This is a genomic window from Pseudaminobacter salicylatoxidans (assembly GCF_003148475.1).
GTDB classification, from domain to species: Bacteria; Pseudomonadota; Alphaproteobacteria; order Rhizobiales; family Rhizobiaceae; genus Pseudaminobacter; species Pseudaminobacter salicylatoxidans.
In genome coordinates this window covers 113747-132813 of record NZ_QGGG01000007.1, presented here as the reverse complement: position 1 = coordinate 132813, position 19067 = coordinate 113747, and the positions used below count along the sequence as shown (strand labels likewise).

The window sequence follows — 19067 nt, the reverse complement described above, 5'->3', positions numbered from 1 at the left end:
GATCGTGACAGGCACCCTGGATGCGTTCGCCATGCCTCGAAAGGCGCGGGCTGCCGGCCGCATCCGGCCGATTTCGACGGTAGTGGGCAAGGTTCGGCCGGTCAAGATGGGCACAAAACGGCAACACTGCTGGCGTTTCCCGGCCGAATCACTACATTCCGTGGAAATGTCCGACTTTCCCGATGATATTCCGTTCTTCGACGAGCCCGGCGCACCCGCTCCACGCCCCTCCGGCGCGCCTGCGCCCAGCGGCATCGCCGCGCGCGCCATGGCCGCGCGCAACGCCTCCGCGCCCGATTACCTGAAGGGCCTCAATGCCGAACAGCGGCAGGCCGTCGAAACCACGGAAGGCCCGGTTCTGGTGCTTGCGGGCGCCGGCACCGGCAAGACGCGCGTGCTGACCACCCGCATCGCGCATATTCTCAGCCTCGGCCGTGCCTATCCCAGCCAGATCCTGGCCGTCACCTTCACCAACAAGGCCGCGCGCGAGATGAAGCAGCGCATCGGCCTTCTGGTGGGCGAGGCCATCGAGGGCATGCCCTGGCTCGGCACCTTCCACTCCATCGGCGTGAAGATGCTGCGCCGCCACGCCGAGCTTGCCGGGTTGCGCTCGGACTTCACCATCCTTGACACCGACGACGTCATCCGCCTCATCAAGCAGCTCATTCAGGCCGAGGGGCTGGACGACAAGCGCTGGCCGCCGCGCCAGTTCGCCATGATGATCGACACGTGGAAGAACAAGGGCCTCGGCCCCGCCGACATTCCCGAGGGCGATGCCCGCGCCTTCGCCAACGGCAAGGGGCGCGAACTCTACAAGGCCTATCAGGACCGCTTGCAGACGCTGAACGCCTGCGACTTCGGCGACCTGCTGTGCCACCCGATCCGCATCTTCCGCGCACATCCCGACGTGCTGAAGGAATATCACCGCCGTTTCAAATACATATTGGTGGACGAGTATCAGGACACCAACACCGCCCAATATATGTGGCTGCGGCTGCTGGCGCAGGAAACCGGCGGATCGGCGCAGAAAAACATCTGCTGCGTCGGCGACGACGACCAGTCCATCTATGGCTGGCGCGGCGCGGAAGTGGACAACATCCTGCGCTTCGAGAAGGATTTTCCGGGCGCGACCGTAATCAGGCTGGAACGCAACTACCGCTCCACCGCCCATATCCTCGGCGCCGCCTCGCATCTCATCGCCCATAACGAGGGGCGTCTCGGCAAGACGCTGTTCACCGACATCGCCGACCCGGACGACGCCAAGGTGAACGTCCACGCGGCCTGGGATTCGGAAGAGGAAGCCCGAGCCGTCGGCGAGGAAATCGAACAGCTCCAGCGCAAGGGCCATGCGCTCAACGATATGGCCATCCTCGTGCGCGCCTCCTTCCAGATGCGCGAATTCGAGGACCGCTTCGTCACGCTCGGCCTCAACTATCGCGTCGTGGGCGGCCCGCGCTTTTATGAGCGGCAGGAAATCCGAGATGCCATGGCCTATTTCCGCGTCGTCGCGCAGCCGGCCGACGACCTCGCTTTCGAGCGCATCGTCAACGTGCCCAAGCGCGGGCTGGGCGAAGCCGCGGTGCGCCAGATCCACGACACGGCGCGCGCGCTGCGCATCCCCATGCTGGAGGCGGCGGCAAAACTTGCCGAAAGCGACGAGCTGAAGCCCAAGCCGCGCGCGGCGCTGCGCGCGGTCGCTGCCAATTTCGAGCGCTGGCAGAAGGCTCTCGACAACACCTCGCACACCGAGCTTGCCGAGATCATCCTCGAGGAGAGCGGCTACACCGACATGTGGAAGAACGACCGCTCCGCCGAAGCGCCGGGCCGTCTGGAGAACCTGAAAGAACTCATACGCTCCATGGAGGATTACGAGTCGCTGCGCTCGTTCCTGGAGCATGTCGCGCTGGTCATGGACAGCGAGCAGAACGAGGAGCTGGATGCCGTCACCATCATGACGCTGCATTCGGCCAAGGGGCTGGAATTCGAGACGGTCTTCCTGCCTGGCTGGGAGGAAGGCCTGTTCCCGCACCAGCGCTCGCTGGACGAAGGCGGCCGCTCCGGTCTGGAGGAAGAGCGGCGGCTGGCCTATGTGGGCCTGACCCGCGCCAAGAAGAACCTGCACATCTGGTTCGTCTCCAACCGCCGCATCCACGGCCTGTGGCAGTCGACCATTCCCTCGCGCTTTCTCGACGAACTGCCGGAAGCGCATGTGGAGGTGGCCGAGGGCGGCGATTCCTATGGCGGCTACGGTGGCGGCGGATATGGCGGCCGGCAGAACCCCTATGGCGCCTCGCGCTTCGACAGCATCGGCTCCGACCAGCGCTCCTTCTCCAACACCTACGCCACGCCGGGCTGGCAGCGCGCGCAGCAGAACCGCAACGAGGCGACCGACCGCAACTGGGGCTCGCGCTCCGGCCACCATGTCGAGCGCATCGGCTATGGCGAAACGGATTCAGGCTACGGCGCCGGGCGCGGCTCGGTGAAAAGCCGCACCATCGAAGGCGAACTGGTCGCCAAATCGGTGGCCGACTCGCCCTCGCCCTTCAAGGTCGGCGACCGCGTGTTCCACCAGAAATTCGGCAACGGCAACGTGGCGGCGATCGAAGGCAACAAGCTGACCATCGACTTCGACAAGGCTGGGCAGAAGCGGGTGATCGACAGTTTTGTCACGGCGGTGTGAGGTTACGCCCCACGCCTTCATGCTGCCGGTCAGGGATGCCGCACCCACTACATCATCCCGGCGATGGGCAAGCAACTTCACGTCGCCGTTTCAAGTTGCAGAATCAATCGCGCAGCTGCTTCAGCCGCTCCGCCGCTTGCGCCGCAAGGTCGGCATAGCGCTCCTCCAGTCGCTCCGCAGCCTTCACCACATCGGGGTCGTAGTCGTGCTTTTCCAGCGTGCGCACCAGCCGCTCCACAAACTGGGTCTGCTCTTCGAGCGCGTCGAACAGCGCCTTGACCTGGTCGGCAGCGATTTGGGGAGTGGCCAACATTTTCGGCACCTCCTTGCCCATCTGCGCGCAGGTCTGCGTCTGCTGGCGCAGGATTTCGAGCCAATCGGTCATCGCACTTCCCTTTCGGCCGGCAAAATGCCCCTCGCCGGCGCGGGGCGTCAACCCGCAGGTCGGGTGATGAAAGGTCACAACCACCCACAACCAAAAATGGAATACAACTTACACGAGAACTTTTCAACTTTAAGACAATTCTTCACTTGCAGGCAAAAGCCCTGCACCCTCCGCTTCCCGGTGGGTTACCTCCAGCCCCTTCCGCCCTGTATCCCCCCACAGGCGGAAGGGGTCCAGATTCCGGAGTTGCAGCACTGTGCGGGCGAAGAATCTCTGGCTGGCAATGACGCTCTCGATGGCTTCTCCCGCCGCCGCCCAACCGGTTGCGCCGGCGCCGACCGTTACCGCAAGCATCGAGCGCCACCACACCAGCAATGCGCTCGACAGCGATCTGGCCATGGCGGACTGGTACACGCTCATCCGCGGCTCGCTGCAGCACGCATGGCAGATCGAGGATGGTGTCGTCCGTCTGGGTGTCGAGGCGCAGGCCAGCCGCTACGACACGGTAAGGATCGAGGACGACCGTGCGGCCGCGGTGCTGCTTGAGGCGACGCGCAAACTTGGCGCGTCGGTCGAACTGCGCGGCGCCCTCTCCTATCGCTACAGCAGCGAGGGCGACGATCTTGCCATCGGCCCCTTCGTGCTGGGGATGCGCACGCCCAAACACGTCTTCGGCGCCGAGACCCAGCTCGGTTTCGATCTCGGCGGCGGCACGGCGCTGGTCTTCGAACTGGCCGATGCCTATGAAAAGGTTGGCAGGACACGCTTTCAGGACGATCTGCTGCTGCCTGCAAAACTCGACCCGGACAGGAACCGGCTGCGCTTCGGCGCAAGGCTCACCCGCACCAGCGGGCAGGTCGCCCATGCCGTGGCCGCGACCGCAAATCTTGTATCGGTGGACAGGCTGGGCGCGCCTCCGGTCGGCCTGTCGCTGGGCGAATACACGCTGCGCGCCGAAGCCGCATGGAAGGGTGCGGACGGCTCCAGCCTTGGCGCGGCAATCGGCCTGCAGATGCTGCGTGGCGCGCAGCGCATCTATCAGGACATCCGCCCGACATGGCAGGCCGGCTTCGTGAAGATGCTGCCGCACGGGCTGGAACTGCGCGGCACCACCTTCGGCCGCTTCGAAACCACCGACAGCGACGATCCGCTGGCCTCCTGGTTGCAGCGCGGCGAGATCGAGGCGCGGCTGCGCTGCGGCGAAAAACTCACGCTGGGCACCGGCGTGTTCGCCGAACTCAAGGAAAACCTGTTGCTTGAAAACAAGGAGCGCGCCCACGGCCTCTATGCCGAGGCGATCTATGACGCCACGCGGCATCTCTCGCTGGTCGTGCGGCTGGATTATACCAACCGCTATCTCACCGTTTTCGACATGCGCAAGAAAGCTTTCGACGCCTTTGTCGGCATCCGCACGAAGATCTAGGATCAGGACCTGTCGAACCAAAAAGGCAGGAGGGCGCGAACCCTCCTGCCCGTGCGTGACAGTATAGTTTCAATATATGTCAGGCAGTATGCGATGGATCAGCGGCGGCCCTTCGCCTTGTAGCTCGATCCGCCGGCACCGGTGCCCAGGATGCCGACGCCCAGCCCGTTGAGCACGCCGGAGACGACCCCCGTCTTGTTGCCGCTCAGGATGCCCGAGACGTTGATGCCGCTGAGAATGGGCGAGCCGTTGAGCAGGTTCACGCCGATATTGTTCAGCCCCAGCGACGGCGAGATGTTGATGAGACCGCCGCTGGAGTGGCCGACATTGCCGGCCGAACGGGAACCGAAGCCGCCACCCGCATGCGCGGTAGCGACCGAGAAAGAAAAGGCAACTGCGGCAAATGCAAAAGCGAACTTATTCATAGTATTGTCTCCCTTGTTGGATGAAAAACCATCCACTTCTTCAGTTCATTACCTCCGATATTGATTATTCATATCGGCGCGCCAAACACAATCTACAAGTGTATCATTTCATTAATACAACCTGTTTTCCAAATTTTAACGCTAATGCTTTAGGTTAAGCGGCATGGTTACCGCGCGGGCTTGAGCCGCGCACCATGACTGCCGAAACCGTGGAAATGCTCAGTCCGCTCTGTTTTCCCAGCGGTCGAGAAAATCCTCGATGCTCATGGCCTGCATGTCGGGGATGGCGTCGGCCAGTCGGTCGAGCGGCCAGTCCCACCAGGCGAGCGCCTCGATGCGGGCAATGATCCCGGGCGCGAAACGCAACCGCTTCTTGCGCGCCGGCACGCCGGCAACGATCTCGTAAGGCGCCACATCGCGCGTCACCACCGCATTGGCGCCGATCACCGCGCCGTTGCCGACCGTCACGCCGGGCAGGATGACCGCGCCATGCCCGATCCACACATCATGGCCGATGGTTACGGCCTTCGCCTGCCTGCGGGCCTTGAACGCCTGATCGACGCCGAGATACCGGAAATATTCGTTCGGCCGGTAACTCACCTTGTGGGTGGTGAGGCGCTCGACCGGGTGCTCCAGCGCATTGATGCGGGTGTTGGCGGCAATCGAGCAGAACTTGCCGATGGTGGTGTAGATCGCCTCGGCATGGCGCTCGAAATAGGAAAAGTCCCCGACCGTCACTTCGCGCAGGATGACGCGCTCGCCGACCACGGCATAGCGGCCGAGGCGGCTGGATTTCAGTTCCGCCGTCGGGTGGATGCGTGGCTCGGAATCCTTGAAGCGAAGAGCGGGGTCCATAGCCGGGCTTTACGCCGCCCCGCCCCGCCCCGCAAGCGCCGCATGGCTATTGCGGCTTTCCGTCGGTCCAGACGACGTTCTGGCCATAGAGCGGCACGGTGCTGATGGCCATCTTGGCCGAGCCGTCCTGCACCTGCCGCGAATGCGACAGATAGATCAGGGCATCGTTCTTCTTGTCGTAGATGCGCTTCACCACCTGCTTCTTCCAGAACAGGCTGATGCCCTGCTTGAAAACCTCCTCGCCCTTCTCCCCCATGTCGATCTTGCCGATGGTGATGGGGCCGGTCTGGTGGCAGGAAATGGCGGAGTTCGACGGGTTCTCGAACCAGTTGCCCTTCTGCAACCGGTCGATGACGCCGCGATCGAAATAGGCGAAGTGGCAGGTCACGCCCTCCACCTTGGGATCGCTCACCGCTTCCACGACGATGTCGTTGCCCAGCCAGTCGACGCCGACCCGTCCGACCTCCTCGGCAGGCGCAGGCGCTGCCACGCCAAGCAGAAAAGCCGCACCCAAAACAGCCAGACGCATGAAGACCTCCTGAAAACCGATGTGGTTTGCAACAGTTGGGGCCCGAACCGGGGCAGCGCAAGACACAATCGCCGCGAACCCGCGGGCAGCGGCAAGATGGCCTCTTTCTTGTCGGCGCCACAGCCCCTATCTTGCGGACAATCTCGTTCGGCTCCGAGGAAACGAACGCAACCGGACATTTCACAGGCCATGCTTTCCGCCTGCATTCAGGAAAGAACGACACGATGATGCGTTCCATTCTCGTCGGCATACTGGTTCTCATGGCAGCCGGCATCGGCTGGCTCACCTTCGACTGGTATCAGGCACGGCATGGCGGACAGGCTTTCGGGGCGCCTTTCACCCTCGTCGACCAGAAGAACCAGCCGATCACCGAAGCCGCCTTCCGCGGCCATCCCTCGGCGGTGTTCTTCGGCTTCACCCATTGCCCGGAAGTCTGCCCCACAACGCTGTTCGAACTCGACGGCTGGCTGAAGCAGCTTGGCGACGAGGGCAAGGACATCAAGGTCTATTTCATCTCGGTCGATCCCGAGCGTGACACGCCGCAAGCCATGGACAGCTATGTCAGCAATGTCTCGGATCGCATCACCGGCATCACCGGCGAGCCGGACAAGGTCGCGGCCATGGCCAAATCCTTCGGCATCTATTCCAAGAAAGTGCCGCTTGAAGGCGGCGACTACACGATGGACCACACCGCGTCCGTGTTGCTGCTCGACAATGCCGGCGACTTCTTCGGCACCATTGCCTATGGCGAAAACAGCAGTGCCGCGCTTGCCAAGCTGAAACGGCTTGCAGCCAAGGGCTGAACCGTTCAAAAGCGGGACAGCAATGCCCTCTTTTTCCGAACGTGAAGCACAATGAGCCAGACACGCCTCCACCTGACGGCCGGACGCGAAGATGCAACCCGCATCTTCGACGCCCTCGAAACTGAATTCGAGGAAGAAGGCTTCCCCATCGCCGTTCTGGAAGTGGACGAGGAACGCGACATCCACGAAGTGTCGCTCTATGTCGAGGACGAGGCGGACGACGCCGAGCGGCGCATGCGTGGAGTGCTCACCGCGCTCTCGCTGGCCAAGCCGATCGAACGCGAGACACTGCCCGAGATCGACTGGGTGGCGAAATCGCTGGAAGGGCTGAAGCCCGTACGCGCGGGCGGCTTCATCGTGCATGGCGCGCATGATCGCGACGAGGCGCGCGAGGGTGAAATCAGCATCGAGATCGAAGCCGGCCTTGCTTTCGGCACCGGCCATCACGGCACCACGGCAGGCTGCCTCGAACTGCTGGCCGAAGTCGTTCGCGAGGAGAAGCCGCGCAACGCGCTCGACCTCGGCACGGGCAGCGCCGTTCTGGCCATTGCCGTGGCGAAGCTCGCGCCCATCCCCGTTCTGGCGACCGACATCGACCCCGTCGCCACTGAAGTCGCTGCCGGCAATGCGCGCCTCAACGGCGTTTCGGACCATGTCGAGGCCGAAACCGCCACCGGTTTCGATCATCCGGTCTTTGCCGCGCGCGGGCCTTTCGAGCTGATCGTCGCCAATATCCTCGCCGGACCGCTGATGGAGCTTGCGCCTTCGATGGCCCGGCATATCGCGCCGAACGGCTCCATCATTCTCTCCGGCATTCTGGGCCGGCAGGCCGACGCGGTGCAGGCAGCCTACATCGCGCAAGGCTTCCGCCATGTCCGCACGCTGCACAAGGAAGGCTGGGCGACGCTGTACCTGAAGCGCTGACGGCTGGCCCACGCCGGCCGCATTGCATGCGACCGGCCGCGCGGATAATTTGGCGCGAAACACTTCGCAACCGAGGCAGCCAGCATGTTCCAGACTTTCGATTCGGCCAGTGATCCGGCAAGTTCGGTCGCCCGCATTGCCAAGCTGCGCAAATGGCTCGCAGCCCGCAAGCTCGACGGCTTCATCGTGCCGCGCGCCGACCAGCATCAGGGCGAATATGTCGCCCCCGGCTCGGAACGGCTGAACTGGCTGACCGGCTTCAGCGGCTCGGCCGGCGTGGCGATCGTGCTGACCGACCGCGCCTATATCTTCGTGGACGGGCGCTACCAGTTGCAGGTGCGCGAGCAGGTCGATCTGGACATCTTCACCGTCGAAAGCCTGATCGAAAACCCGCCGCCGGCGTGGATCGCCGCCAATCTCGGCAAGGGCGCGGAGATCGGCTACGACCCGTGGCTGCACACCATCGGCGAGGTGCGCGCGCTGAAACAGGCGGCGGCAAGGAACGGCGCCACGCTGGTGGCTCTGGCCGACAACCCGGTCGATGAAATCTGGACCGACCAGCCCGAGCCGCCGCTTGCGCCGGTGGAAATCCAGCCCATCGCCTATGCCGGCGAACTGGCCAGGGACAAGCTGGAGCGGCTGGCCGCAGGCATCTCGGCGCAGGGCGCAACCCATTGCGTGCTGACCGACCCGTCCTCCATCGCCTGGGCCTTCAACATTCGTGGCGGCGACGTTCCGCACACGCCGCTGGCGCTCAGCTTCGCCATCCTCGCCGCCGACGGCAAGCACCGCCTGTTCATCGATAAGCGCAAGCTCTCGCGCAAGGTCGAGGCCTATCTGACACAACTTTGCGACCTGCGCGCGCCCGATGCGCTGGAGCCCGACCTGATCGAGATCGCGCGGGCCGGCGGCCGCATCGCGCTCGACCCGGCACTCGCCGCCGACAAGCTGCGCGCTCTGGTCGAGGACAATGACGGCACGGTGATGCCGGAGGCCGATCCCGCCCGTCTGCCCCGTGCCACCAAGAACGAGGCCGAGATACAGGGCTCACGCGCCGCGCATCGCCGCGACGGTGCGGCGGTGGCAAAACTGCTGTGCTGGCTCGACGCGCAGACAGCCGGAACGCTCGACGAAATCAAGGTGGTGACGCAACTGGAGGAATGCCGCAGGCAGGTGGGCGAGGAAACCCAGATGCCGCTGCGCGACATTTCCTTCGACACCATTTCAGGCGCGGGGCCGAACGGAGCCATCATCCACTACCGCGTTTCGCGCGACACCAACCGCAAGCTGAACGACGGCGAGCTGTTCCTGCTCGATTCCGGCGCGCAATATCAGGACGGCACCACCGACATCACCCGCACCGTGGCCGTCGGCCGGCCGACGGAGGAAATGCGCGAGCGCTTCACGCTCGTCCTCAAGGGCATGATCGGCATCTCCATGCTGAACTTTCCCGCCGGCACGCGCGGCTGCGATATCGACGCCTTCGCCCGCGTCGCGCTGTGGCGGCATGGGCTGGACTATGCCCACGGCACCGGCCACGGCGTCGGCGCCTATCTGGCGGTGCATGAAGGGCCGCAGCGCATCGCCAAGACCGGCACCGAAAAGCTGCTCGAAGGCATGATCCTGTCCAACGAGCCCGGCTATTACAAGGAAGGCGCCTACGGCATCCGCATCGAGAACCTCATTCTCGTCACGCCGGCCGAGCGTATGAAGGATGGCGACATTCCCGTCCACGCCTTCGAAACGCTGACGCTCGCGCCCATCGACCGCCGGCTGATCCGTACCGACCTCCTCTCATTCGAGGAACTCGACTGGCTCAACAGCTACCATGCACGCGTGCTGGCCGAGATCGGGCCGATGGTGGACGGCGAGACGCTGCGCTGGCTGGAAGCCGCGACCGAGCCGATGGATTAGCGATTGCCGGAACTCAGGCCATGAACTGGCGCGCCACGCTCAGCACGACCGCGCCGGCCAGGAACATGGAGAGCAGCCCGCCGCGCAGGGCGACGAGGCCCGCGACCACGATTGCCGCCCATTCCGCCGGGCCGGCATCGAGCATCGCCGGTGCGACCAGCGTGGTCAGCACCGCGGCCGGCACCGCGTTCAGACCGGCTTCCACGCGCGGATGGATACGCTCGAAGCGGGAAATCACCAGATGCCCGCCGACGCGGGTCAGATAGGTGGCGACGGCGCCGGCGATGATGATCCAGAATGTGGCGCTCATGGCAGCTTCTCGATGTCCGTTTCGGCCACGCCGACGCCACTGTGATGCGGCGGCAGGATGACGGCGAGCGCAACACCCGCCAGCGCGCCCAGCGAGACATGCCAGGGCGAGCCGACGAGCTTGTAGGCAAGGATGGAGGCAACCGCGCTGACGGCCACGATGGGCAGCCAGAGCGGGCGCTTGCGGAAATCCATCACCAGCCCGAGGAAATAGATCGGCAGCAGGAAGTCGACCCCCAGCGCCTTGGTATCGGGAATGAGCTTGCCGAAGAGCGCCCCGGCCGCCGTGAGCAGCACCCACGGCACATAGACGGCCAGCGCCGCCCCCATATACCAGACGAAGGACACCTTGCCCTTCTGCCCCGCACTTTCGGCAAAGGCATATTGCGGATCGGTGAGCAGGAAATAGGCGGCCGCCTGCTGCGCCAGCGGCCAATGGGCGAGATGTCGGCCGACCGCCGCCGAATAGAGCACGTGCCGAAAGTTCACCGCGAAGATCGACAGCACGATCAGCCACGGCGCCACATGGTGCCCGAAGAGCTCGATGCCCACCATCTGGCTGGCGCCGCCAAATACGGCGGCACTCATCAGGGTCGCCTCGAAGACCGAAAAGCCGTTATCGACCGCGATGGCTCCGAAAAGCATCGCGAACGGACCGGACGCCACGATCACCGGTATGCTCAGCCGCGCACCGCGCCAGAAGGCGCCCGCTTCAGACCTTTGCGACACTGCATCTACCGACATGGACCATTCCTCGCGAAGGTCCGTATTTAGGTAGCTCCGGTGCGCCTGTCATATGAAAACCTTTGAGCCACCGATAAGCGAAACTGAATTGTCCGTCAGTTCCGTCCCACCCGCTCGAACCAGGCATCCTCGTCGATAACCTCGATGCCGAGTTCGGTGGCGAGTTTGAGCTTGGAGCCGGCTCCCGGCCCCGCCACCACCAGATCCGTCTTCTTCGACACTGAGCCGGCCACCTTGGCGCCGAATTTCTCGGCCATGGCCTTGGCCTCGTCACGCGACATGCGTTCCAGCGCCCCGGTGAACACCACCGTCTTGCCCGCGACCGGCGAGGAAACCTGCCCGACCGGCTGCTCGTCGAGCGGCGTCACCTCCGCCAGCAGGGCATTGAGCACCTGCTGGTTGTGTTCTTCGGCAAAGAACTCCACCACCGCCTCGGCCACCACCGCGCCGATGCCGTTGATGCCGTTCAGTTCCTGCCATGCGGCATTGCCGGGATCGCCCTTGCCCTCGGGCATGACCGCGCTTTCGGCAGTAGCGCGGAAGGCGGTGAAGCTCAGGAAATGCCGTGCGATGCGCTTGGCATTGGTTTCGCCGACATGGCGGATGCCGAGCCCGAACAGGAAGCGCGAAAACTCCACCTGCCGGCGATCGTCGATGGCCGCGAACAGCTTGCGCACCGAGACGGCGCCGAAGCCCTCGATATTCTCCAGCTTGGTCAGCGATGTCGCCTGCCGCGCCTTGAGCGTGAAGATGTCGGCCGGCGAGCGGATGCTCAGCGCCCGGTCTTCGGCGTTGAAGAAGAACTCGATCTGCTTTTCGCCAAGGCCCTCGATGTCCAGCGCGTTGCGCGACACGAAGTGGCGCAGTCGCTCCACGGCCTGCGCCGCACAGATCAGGCCGCCGGTGCAGCGCCGCACCGCCTCCCCTTCCTCGCGCACGGCATGGCTGTGGCAGACAGGGCAGCGATCGGGAAACACGTAAGGCTGCGCATCGGCCGGGCGCTTTTCCAGCACCACGTCGAGGATTTGCGGGATCACGTCGCCCGCGCGCTGGACCAGCACCGTATCGCCCACGCGGATGTCGCGCCCGTCACGGATCGGCTGGCCGCTGTTGCCGATGCCCCGGATATAGTCCTCATTGTGCAGCGTGGCATTGGTCACCACCACGCCGCCGACCGTCACCGGATGCAGCCGCGCCACCGGCGTCAGCGCGCCGGTGCGGCCGACCTGAATGTCGATGCCGGTAAGCACGGTGGTCGCCTTCTCGGCGGCGAATTTGTGCGCCGTCGCCCAGCGCGGGCTGCGCGAGCGGAAGCCCAGCCGCTCCTGCAGGTCGAGCCGGTCAACCTTGTAGACGACACCGTCAATGTCATAGGGCAGTTCGGAGCGCTGCTCCTCGATGCCGAGATAGTGCTCCAGTATTTCCTCGATCGACTTGCAGCGGGCCATCAGGCCGTTGATGGCAAAGCCCCATTGGCCGAAGCGCTGCACGACGTCATATTGCGTCTCGCCAAGCGGATCGCTCGTCTCGCCCCAGGCATAGGCGAAGAATTTCAGTGGCCGCGAGCGCGTGACCTCCGGGTCCTTCTGGCGCAGGCTGCCGGCGGCCGAATTGCGCGGATTGGCAAATACCTGCCCGGTCTCGGCCATGCGCTGGTTGAGCGCGAAGAAATCGTCGCGGCGCATATAAACCTCGCCGCGCACCTCCACCACATCGGGCGCATCCGCCGGCAAATGCTGCGGAATCTCGGCGATGGTGCGGATATTGGCTGTGACGTTCTCGCCCGTGGTGCCGTCGCCGCGCGTGGCCGCCGTCACCAGCCGCCGGTTCTCATAGCGCAGCGACATGGAAAGCCCGTCGATCTTCGGCTCGGCGGTGAAGACCAGTTCCTGATCCGCAGGCCATGCCAGAAAGCGCCGCACGCTCGCGATAAAATCCAGAACGTCGCCGTCTGTGAAGACGTTGTCGAGCGACAGCATGGGCACCGCGTGGACCACCTGCGTGAAGGCGGCCGAGGGCGTAGCCCCCACCTTGAGCGATGGCGAATCCGAGCGCACCAGTTCCGGAAACCGCGCCTCGATTGCAGCGTTGCGCAGGCGCATGGCATCGTAGTCGGCGTCCGAAATCTTCGGCGCATCTTGGAGATGATAAAGCCTGTCGTTCTCGGCAATCTCGGCGGCAAGGCGGGCAAGCTCCGCCGCAGCTTCCGCTTCGGTCAGGTCTTCAACGGGTTTTGTCATGTCGGACATGGTGTGCGAATCCGGCTGAATGGCAGGGCGCCACACTACCCCAACATGCAACGGCAGGGCAGCAGGCTTTCGGTGAAAAGAGATTGGGATGCAAAAGATCCTGACAACGAGGCGATCAGGACGCGGCGGCCCCGGCATTTTCGCGCAACAGTCGCTCGGCGGCCGCGCGCGCTTCCTCGGTGATGGTCGCGCCTGCCAGCATGCGCGCGATCTCTTCCTGCCGCGAGGCCCGGTCCATTTCGGCGATGCTGGTGGAAACCTGTTCGGCGCCGCCCGACTTGGCGATCAGGAAATGCGTGCCCGCGCGCGCCGCGACCTGCGGCGCATGCGTGACGGACAGTACCTGCACCTTGCTGGAAAGACGCGACAGCCTCTGGCCGATGGCATCGGCCACCGCGCCGCCCACGCCCGTGTCGATCTCGTCGAAGACCAGCGTGGGCGCCGAGCCGCGATCGGCCAGCGCAACCTTCAGCGCCAGCAGGAAACGCGACAGTTCGCCGCCGGAAGCGATCTTCATCATCGGGCCGGGCTTGGTGCCCGGATTGGTACGCACCCAGAACTCGATCTGGTCGATGCCTTCCTGCTGCCGGTTGTCCGGCTCGGCGCTCATCTCCACGATGAACTCGGCACGTTCCAGCTTCAGCGCCGGCAATTCGGCCATCACGGCGTTGCGCAGGGCGATTGCCGCCGACTTGCGCAGTTCCGAAAGATGCGCGGCCACGCCGTCATAGGCATCGCGCGAAACCGCAGCCTGCTTTTCCAGCGCAACCAGCCGTTCTTCGCCGGCGTCGAGATCGGAAAGATCGGCGGCCATGGTGTCGCGCAACCGCGCCAGATCGTCCACCGGCACATTGTGCTTGCGCGAGGCCGCGCGCAGCGCAAACAGCCGCTCCTCGGCCTTCTCCAGCCGCTGCGGATCGTATTCGGTGGCGCGCAAGGCCGCATCGACACCGGATTGCGCCGCATCGAGCGAGAGCATCGCCTCGTCCAGCGAGGTCACGACATCGTCCAGCAGGCCCGGCACCTCGGCCGCCTTGCGCTGCAGGCGCCGAAGCAGGCTGGCAAGCTGCGGCAGCGGCGAATTGGAGCCGGACAGCACGTCCTGCGCATCCTGGATTTCGCTCGCGATCTTTTCTGCCCGCATCATCGAAGTGCGGATTTCGGCAAGCTCCTCCTCCTCGCCCGGTTGCGGGTCGAGTTGGGTGAGTTCCGCCACGGCGGCGCGCAGATAATCCGCCTCACGCGCGGCCGCTTCGACGCGGGCGCGATGGCGCGCCAGTTCCTGCTCGCAATCGCGCCACTGGCGCCAGGTTTCGGCGCAGGCGCGCACCTCGCCCAGATAGCCGCCGAAGGTGTCGAGCACGTCGCGATGCGCGCCGGCATCCACCAGCGCGCGGTCATCATGCTGGCCGTGGATTTCCACCAGCGCGCGACCGATATCGCGCATCAGCGTGACGCTGGAAGGCTGGTCGTTGACGAAGACGCGGGTGCGCCCGTCCGCGGACTGCACGCGGCGCAGGATTATGTCGCCATCGTCCTCGATGGCGTTGTCGGCCAGGATTTGCCGCGCCGGATGGTTGCGCGGCACATCGAACACCGCCGAAACCTGCCCCTGCGTGGCGCCGTGGCGCACAAGCGAAGCATCGCCGCGCGCGCCGAGCGCAAGCGACAGCGAATCCAGAAGGATGGATTTTCCCGCGCCGGTTTCACCGGTCAGCACCGAAAGGCCGGTCGAAAAATCGATATCCAGCCTTTCGATCAGAACAATATCGCGGATCGACAGCCTCGAAAGCATCGACGCCTGCTATGTCATGCGCCGGTGATCAGCTTTCCGGCCTTGGATAGCCACGAGCCCGCGTTGTCACGCGGCTCCAATCCGCCGGATTGCAGAAGCTTGTAGGAATCCTTGTACCACTGGCTGTCGGGGTAGTTCTGCCCCAGAACGGCCGCAGCAGTCTGCGCCTCCGAAGTCAGGCCCATCGCATAATAGGCTTCGGTCAGGCGTGCGAGCGCCTCCTCGACCTGACGCGTATTCGAATAATTTTCCACGACATAGCGGAAACGCTTGATCGCGGCGATATATTCGCGCCGCTCCAGATAGTAGCGGCCGATCTGCATTTCCTTGCCCGCAAGCTGGTCGCGCGCGAAGCGGATCTTTTCCTTGGCGTCCTCGACATATTCGGAATCGGGCCAGCGCGTGACCACCTCCTGCATCGCCTCGATGGCGCGGCGCGATTCCTTCTGGTCCTGCGTCACGTCGCGGATCTGGCGGAAATAGCTGAGGCCGATGATGTATTGCGCATAGGCCGCATCGGTCGTGGAGGGATAGAGCGCCAGATAGCGCTTGGCCGAGTTGACGGCATCGTCATAATTGCCCTGCCGGTAGTTGGCGAAGGCACCCATGACCATCGATTTGCGCGCATATTCCGAATAGGGATGCTGGCGATCGACCGCCTCGAACTTGCGGCTGGCTTCCTTCAGGCGGCCGGCATTCATATTCGCCAGGCCCTGATTGTAAAGCACGTCGGCCGGCTCGGTCTGCTCGACATAGGTCGAGAGATCGATATCCTTTTCCGAAGACATGCAGGCCGAAAGGAAAAGCGGGGCTGAAATCACCGACAGCGCCAGAAAGGCAGCGCGCGCCGGCTGTTTGGACTGTGCAGCTCGCTGAAAAACCATGATCCGATTCTGCCCTTTCGGCGTTTTATACTCGACGGCCGCTGTCATAGATCACAACTGCCGCCCAACGGCAACGCTATCGCCAGCCAATCGTGCAATTTTGTGGCGCGGCTGTGGCACGGGCAGCTCTGCCGTGGACCGTTGCCGGGATGCAACTATCCCGCCTGTGCCTCAGAGCGTCCAGGGCGCGTAGACCGGCGAGCTGACCGCCACCATCTCGATCGAGCGGCCACGGTCGCGGCGCGTCGCTTCGACGATTTCGAAGGCGGTGCGATCCGACAGCAGCGCACGCAGTGCCGTGGCATTGAGCTTGTGACCGCCGCGATAGGACCGGAAGCAGCCCAGGAAGCGCGCACCGGCAAGCGCGAGATCGCCCATGGCGTCGAGCGTCTTGTGGCGGGCGAATTCGTCCGGATAGCGCAGGCCTTCCATGTTGATGACACGGCTGTCGTCGCCGATCACCACCGAGTTCTCCAGCGAGGAACCGAGCGCATAGCCGGCCGCCCAGAGCGGCTCGACATCCTTCAGGAAACCGAAGGTGCGCGCACGCGCGATCTCGTTGCGGAACAGTTCCGCCGACATATCGGCCTTGAAGGACTGACGCCCGATGGCCGCGCTGGCGAAGTCGATCTCAACCTCGAAACGGGTACCGTTATGCGGGCGGAACTCGGCCCACGAAGCGCCCGAGTCGATGCGAACCGGCTTCAGCACGCGGATATAGCGGCGGCGCGCGGATTGAACCTCGATGCCCGCCTGCTCGAACGCCTCCACGAAGCGGATGGCGCTGCCGTCGAGTATCGGCACTTCGTTGCCGTCGATCTCGACAACCAGATTGTCGATGCCGATGCCGAAGAGCGCGCCCATGACATGCTCGACCGTGCCGACATGGAAGCCGGCCGGGTCGCCAAGAAGCGTGCACAGATCAGTCGAACCGACCTCGGAAGACAGGGCGCGCAGTTCGCGGCCCGGCTCGTTCGCCGAATGAAACACGATGCCCGTATCGGCATCGGCCGGCAGGAAGGTCACCGAGACCGGCTTGCCGCTATGAACGCCGACGCCCGACAGCGTCACGCGCGACTTCAGCGTCGTCTGATAGTCGTACAAATAAGTCCCCATGTGCCCGTTTAGCCCATGTCCGCGATAGTCCGATAAGAAGATGCGGTCTGCGGTTTATGCCGGTGGGAGGAACGCGTCCCCAATCGATTCTCACCACCGTGTCCATGATGGCCGGAACATAATGACGACGTCAGGAGAGTCCAAATCACGGTTTTTTACCCTATGTAACGGGACGGCATTCGCCGATCGATCTTCCAACCTCTTGTTTATGCGAGACTTTCAAACGCAAAGGGGCGAGCATCGACTGCCCGCCCCCATTTCATCTTGCAACCACCGTCAAGCGGTCAGTTTGCCTGCCTGCGCAGGAACGCCGGAATCTCGAGCTGGTCGTCGTCCTGGTGCGAGCGCTGCTGCGGCGCCAGTCGGCCTTGGTCGTCGAGCTGGCCACGGCGCGGCGCATAGAGCGACGGATCCTGGCTGACGCGGCGCATTTCCGGAGCCTGCTGGCGCAGCTTGGGCTCGCGCGGCTGCGCGGGCTGCAGGCGGGCGGGCTCTTCCTCGCGACGGGTCAGGCCGTTGGTCAGGCGCTTCAGCAGGCCCATCGGACCACGGTCCTCATGGTGCTGCTCTGCAACCGGACGGGTCTTGGCTTCCACCTCGGCCTGCACCAGCGGCGGGAAATCCTCGACGCGCGGCATGCGCGGCGCGGCCGGCATCGGCTGCACGGGCTGCTGCTGCATGACCGGAGCCGGCTGCGGCGCGGCCACAGGCTGCGGCTGCTGCAGGACGGGCTGCGGCTGCACCGGCTGCGGCGGTGCCTGGAACAGCTTGCTCTGCGGGCGGAATTCCTCGGCGGCCGGAGCCGGACGCGCCGCGGCCATGGCGGCGGCATTCGCTTCGGCGGCACGGATGGCATCGGCGACCGGATCGACCGGACGGGCTTCCATGCGCGGCGCTTCCTGCACCGGAGCCATCACCGCCGGGCGGGGTTCAGGCATGGCGGCAGCCGGGCGCTGCTGCTGCACAGGCTTCACGGGCGCGCGGATGGCGATCGGCGTGGCGGCAATCTCGGCCGCCGACTTGTCGATGCCGGTAGCCACGACCGACACCCGGATGACGCCTTCGAGCTCTTCGTCGAAGGTCGCGCCCAGGATGATGTTGGCGTCCTGATCGACTTCCTCGCGGATGCGGGTCGCCGCCTCGTCCACCTCGAACAGGGTGAGGTCGCGGCCGCCGGTGATGGAGATCAGCAGGCCCTTGGCGCCCTTCATCGAGGTCTCGTCGAGCAGCGGGTTGGCGATCGCCGCCTCGGCCGCAGCCATCGCACGGCCCTCGCCCGAAGCTTCACCGGTGCCCATCATGGCCTTGCCCATCTCGCGCATCACCGAGCGCACGTCGGCGAAGTCGAGGTTGATGAGGCCTTCCTTGACCATCAGGTCGGTGATGCAGGCAACGCCCGAATAGAGCACCTGGTCGGCCATGGCGAAGGCGTCGGCAAAGGTGGTCTTGTCGTTGGCGAGGCGGAACAGGTTCTGGTTCGGGATCACGATCAGCGTGTCCACGCACTTCTGCAGTTCCTCGATGCCCAGATCGGCCGTCTTCATGCGGCGCTGGCCCTCGAAGTGGAACGGCTTGGTGACGACGCCGACGGTGAGGATGCCCTTCTCGCGGGCGGCGCGGGCAACGACGGGAGCGGCACCCGTGCCGGTGCCGCCGCCCATGCCGGCGGTGACGAAGCACATATGGGTATTCGACAGATGGTCGATGATCTCGTCGATGCACTCCTCGGCGGCGGCGCGACCGACTTCAGGCTGCGAACCGGCGCCCAGGCCCTCGGTGACATGCGCGCCGAGCTGGATGAGGCGATCGGCCTTGGTCATGCTCAGCGCCTGCGCGTCGGTGTTCGCCACCACGAACTCGACGCCGCGAAGCCCCGCGGTGATCATGTTGTTGACGGCGTTGCCGCCACCGCCGCCGACACCGAACACGGTGATCCTTGGCTTGAGCTCGGTAATGTCCGGCTTCTGCAGATTGATCGTCATAATCCTCGTCCTTTTGCCTTTCCCACCGCTGCGCCGCTGCGGCCGCCATT

Annotated in this window: 16 protein-coding genes; 5 read left to right on the top strand and 11 right to left on the bottom strand. The window is 64.6% G+C overall.

Features of this window, described 5'->3' with window-relative positions:
- Positions 1–166: 166 nt before the first annotated feature.
- Entirely contained in the window at positions 167–2680 is a 2514-nt protein-coding gene (locus C7441_RS11590) for an ATP-dependent helicase (RefSeq protein ID WP_109613090.1), read from the top strand.
- Between the two features lie 103 nt (positions 2681–2783).
- Here C7441_RS11590 and C7441_RS11585 read toward each other — a convergent pair whose 3' ends face one another.
- Positions 2784–3065 carry a hypothetical protein gene (locus tag C7441_RS11585; protein ID WP_109612999.1) on the bottom strand — a complete coding sequence of 94 codons (282 nt, stop codon included), beginning with the start codon at positions 3063–3065 and terminating at the stop codon, positions 2784–2786.
- A 256-nt stretch (positions 3066–3321) separates the two neighbouring features.
- On the opposite strand from C7441_RS11585, the gene C7441_RS11580 reads away from it, so the two are divergent.
- Entirely contained in the window at positions 3322–4488 is a 1167-nt protein-coding gene (locus C7441_RS11580) for a hypothetical protein (RefSeq protein ID WP_109612998.1), read from the top strand.
- 98 nt (positions 4489–4586) lie between these two features.
- Here the strand turns inward: C7441_RS11580 and C7441_RS11575 are convergent, their stop codons facing one another.
- From C7441_RS11575 to C7441_RS11565, 3 genes are all read right to left on the bottom strand, one after another.
- Positions 4587–4913: a hypothetical protein gene (locus C7441_RS11575; RefSeq protein ID WP_109612997.1), complete on the bottom strand. Its 327-nt coding sequence runs from the start codon at positions 4911–4913 to the stop codon at positions 4587–4589.
- Positions 4914–5132: 219 nt separating this feature from the next.
- Positions 5133–5768: a DapH/DapD/GlmU-related protein gene (locus C7441_RS11570; RefSeq protein WP_109612996.1), complete on the bottom strand. Its 636-nt coding sequence runs from the start codon at positions 5766–5768 to the stop codon at positions 5133–5135.
- Between the two features lie 46 nt (positions 5769–5814).
- Positions 5815–6297 (bottom strand): CreA family protein, encoded by a 483-nt coding sequence (locus C7441_RS11565; protein WP_109612995.1) that lies wholly within the window; start codon positions 6295–6297, stop codon positions 5815–5817.
- A 224-nt stretch (positions 6298–6521) separates the two neighbouring features.
- Between C7441_RS11565 and C7441_RS11560 the strand changes: the two genes are divergently transcribed.
- From C7441_RS11560 to C7441_RS11550, 3 genes are all read left to right on the top strand, one after another.
- Positions 6522–7100 (top strand): SCO family protein, encoded by a 579-nt coding sequence (locus tag C7441_RS11560; protein WP_109613089.1) that lies wholly within the window; start codon positions 6522–6524, stop codon positions 7098–7100.
- Positions 7101–7151: 51 nt separating this feature from the next.
- Positions 7152–8024, top strand: a complete 873-nt coding sequence (locus C7441_RS11555) for a 50S ribosomal protein L11 methyltransferase (protein WP_109612994.1) — start codon at positions 7152–7154, stop codon at positions 8022–8024.
- 84 nt (positions 8025–8108) lie between these two features.
- The gene (locus tag C7441_RS11550) at positions 8109–9938 is read left to right on the top strand and encodes an aminopeptidase P family protein (RefSeq protein WP_109612993.1); all 1830 of its coding nucleotides are present in this window, start codon (positions 8109–8111) and stop codon (positions 9936–9938) included.
- Between the two features lie 13 nt (positions 9939–9951).
- On the opposite strand, the gene C7441_RS11545 is transcribed toward C7441_RS11550, so the two are convergent.
- From C7441_RS11545 to ftsZ, 7 genes are all read right to left on the bottom strand, one after another.
- A complete protein-coding gene (locus C7441_RS11545) occupies positions 9952–10248 on the bottom strand; it encodes an AzlD family protein (RefSeq protein ID WP_019171508.1) in 297 nt (98 codons plus the stop codon).
- Entirely contained in the window at positions 10245–10991 is a 747-nt protein-coding gene (locus tag C7441_RS11540; RefSeq protein ID WP_019171507.1) for an AzlC family ABC transporter permease, read from the bottom strand. The genes C7441_RS11545 and C7441_RS11540 overlap by 4 nt, the downstream gene beginning before the upstream one ends.
- 95 nt (positions 10992–11086) lie before the next feature.
- Entirely contained in the window at positions 11087–13240 is a 2154-nt protein-coding gene (gene ligA / locus C7441_RS11535) for an NAD-dependent DNA ligase LigA (RefSeq protein WP_109612992.1), read from the bottom strand.
- 115 nt (positions 13241–13355) lie between these two features.
- A complete protein-coding gene (gene recN, locus C7441_RS11530) occupies positions 13356–15035 on the bottom strand; it encodes a DNA repair protein RecN (protein WP_109612991.1) in 1680 nt (559 codons plus the stop codon).
- A 14-nt stretch (positions 15036–15049) separates the two neighbouring features.
- Positions 15050–15919: an outer membrane protein assembly factor BamD gene (locus tag C7441_RS11525; RefSeq protein WP_026060247.1), complete on the bottom strand. Its 870-nt coding sequence runs from the start codon at positions 15917–15919 to the stop codon at positions 15050–15052.
- 171 nt (positions 15920–16090) lie between these two features.
- Positions 16091–17035 carry a UDP-3-O-acyl-N-acetylglucosamine deacetylase gene (gene lpxC, locus C7441_RS11520; protein WP_109612990.1) on the bottom strand — a complete coding sequence of 315 codons (945 nt, stop codon included), beginning with the start codon at positions 17033–17035 and terminating at the stop codon, positions 16091–16093.
- A 284-nt stretch (positions 17036–17319) separates the two neighbouring features.
- Positions 17320–19017 (bottom strand): cell division protein FtsZ, encoded by a 1698-nt coding sequence (gene ftsZ / locus C7441_RS11515; protein ID WP_109612989.1) that lies wholly within the window; start codon positions 19015–19017, stop codon positions 17320–17322.
- Between the last annotated feature and the right edge of the window lie 50 nt (positions 19018–19067).

What these genes read in the sequence shown, in the direction of transcription:
- C7441_RS11525 (WP_026060247.1), bottom strand. Translation starts at nt 15,919, where the DNA reads ATGGTTTTTCAGCGAGCTGCACAGTCCAAACAGCCGGCGCGCGCTGCC.
- C7441_RS11575 (WP_109612997.1), bottom strand. Translation starts at nt 4,913, where the DNA reads ATGAATAAGTTCGCTTTTGCATTTGCCGCAGTTGCCTTTTCTTTCTCG.
- C7441_RS11570 (WP_109612996.1), bottom strand. Translation starts at nt 5,768, where the DNA reads ATGGACCCCGCTCTTCGCTTCAAGGATTCCGAGCCACGCATCCACCCG.
- ftsZ (WP_109612989.1), bottom strand. Translation starts at nt 19,017, where the DNA reads ATGACGATCAATCTGCAGAAGCCGGACATTACCGAGCTCAAGCCAAGG.
- ligA (WP_109612992.1), bottom strand. Translation starts at nt 13,240, where the DNA reads ATGTCCGACATGACAAAACCCGTTGAAGACCTGACCGAAGCGGAAGCT.
- C7441_RS11560 (WP_109613089.1), top strand. Translation starts at nt 6,522, where the DNA reads ATGATGCGTTCCATTCTCGTCGGCATACTGGTTCTCATGGCAGCCGGC.
- lpxC (WP_109612990.1), bottom strand. Translation starts at nt 17,035, where the DNA reads ATGGGGACTTATTTGTACGACTATCAGACGACGCTGAAGTCGCGCGTG.
- recN (WP_109612991.1), bottom strand. Translation starts at nt 15,035, where the DNA reads ATGCTTTCGAGGCTGTCGATCCGCGATATTGTTCTGATCGAAAGGCTG.
- C7441_RS11590 (WP_109613090.1), top strand. Translation starts at nt 167, where the DNA reads ATGTCCGACTTTCCCGATGATATTCCGTTCTTCGACGAGCCCGGCGCA.
- C7441_RS11585 (WP_109612999.1), bottom strand. Translation starts at nt 3,065, where the DNA reads ATGACCGATTGGCTCGAAATCCTGCGCCAGCAGACGCAGACCTGCGCG.
- C7441_RS11545 (WP_019171508.1), bottom strand. Translation starts at nt 10,248, where the DNA reads ATGAGCGCCACATTCTGGATCATCATCGCCGGCGCCGTCGCCACCTAT.
- C7441_RS11540 (WP_019171507.1), bottom strand. Translation starts at nt 10,991, where the DNA reads ATGTCGGTAGATGCAGTGTCGCAAAGGTCTGAAGCGGGCGCCTTCTGG.
- C7441_RS11555 (WP_109612994.1), top strand. Translation starts at nt 7,152, where the DNA reads ATGAGCCAGACACGCCTCCACCTGACGGCCGGACGCGAAGATGCAACC.
- C7441_RS11565 (WP_109612995.1), bottom strand. Translation starts at nt 6,297, where the DNA reads ATGCGTCTGGCTGTTTTGGGTGCGGCTTTTCTGCTTGGCGTGGCAGCG.
- C7441_RS11550 (WP_109612993.1), top strand. Translation starts at nt 8,109, where the DNA reads ATGTTCCAGACTTTCGATTCGGCCAGTGATCCGGCAAGTTCGGTCGCC.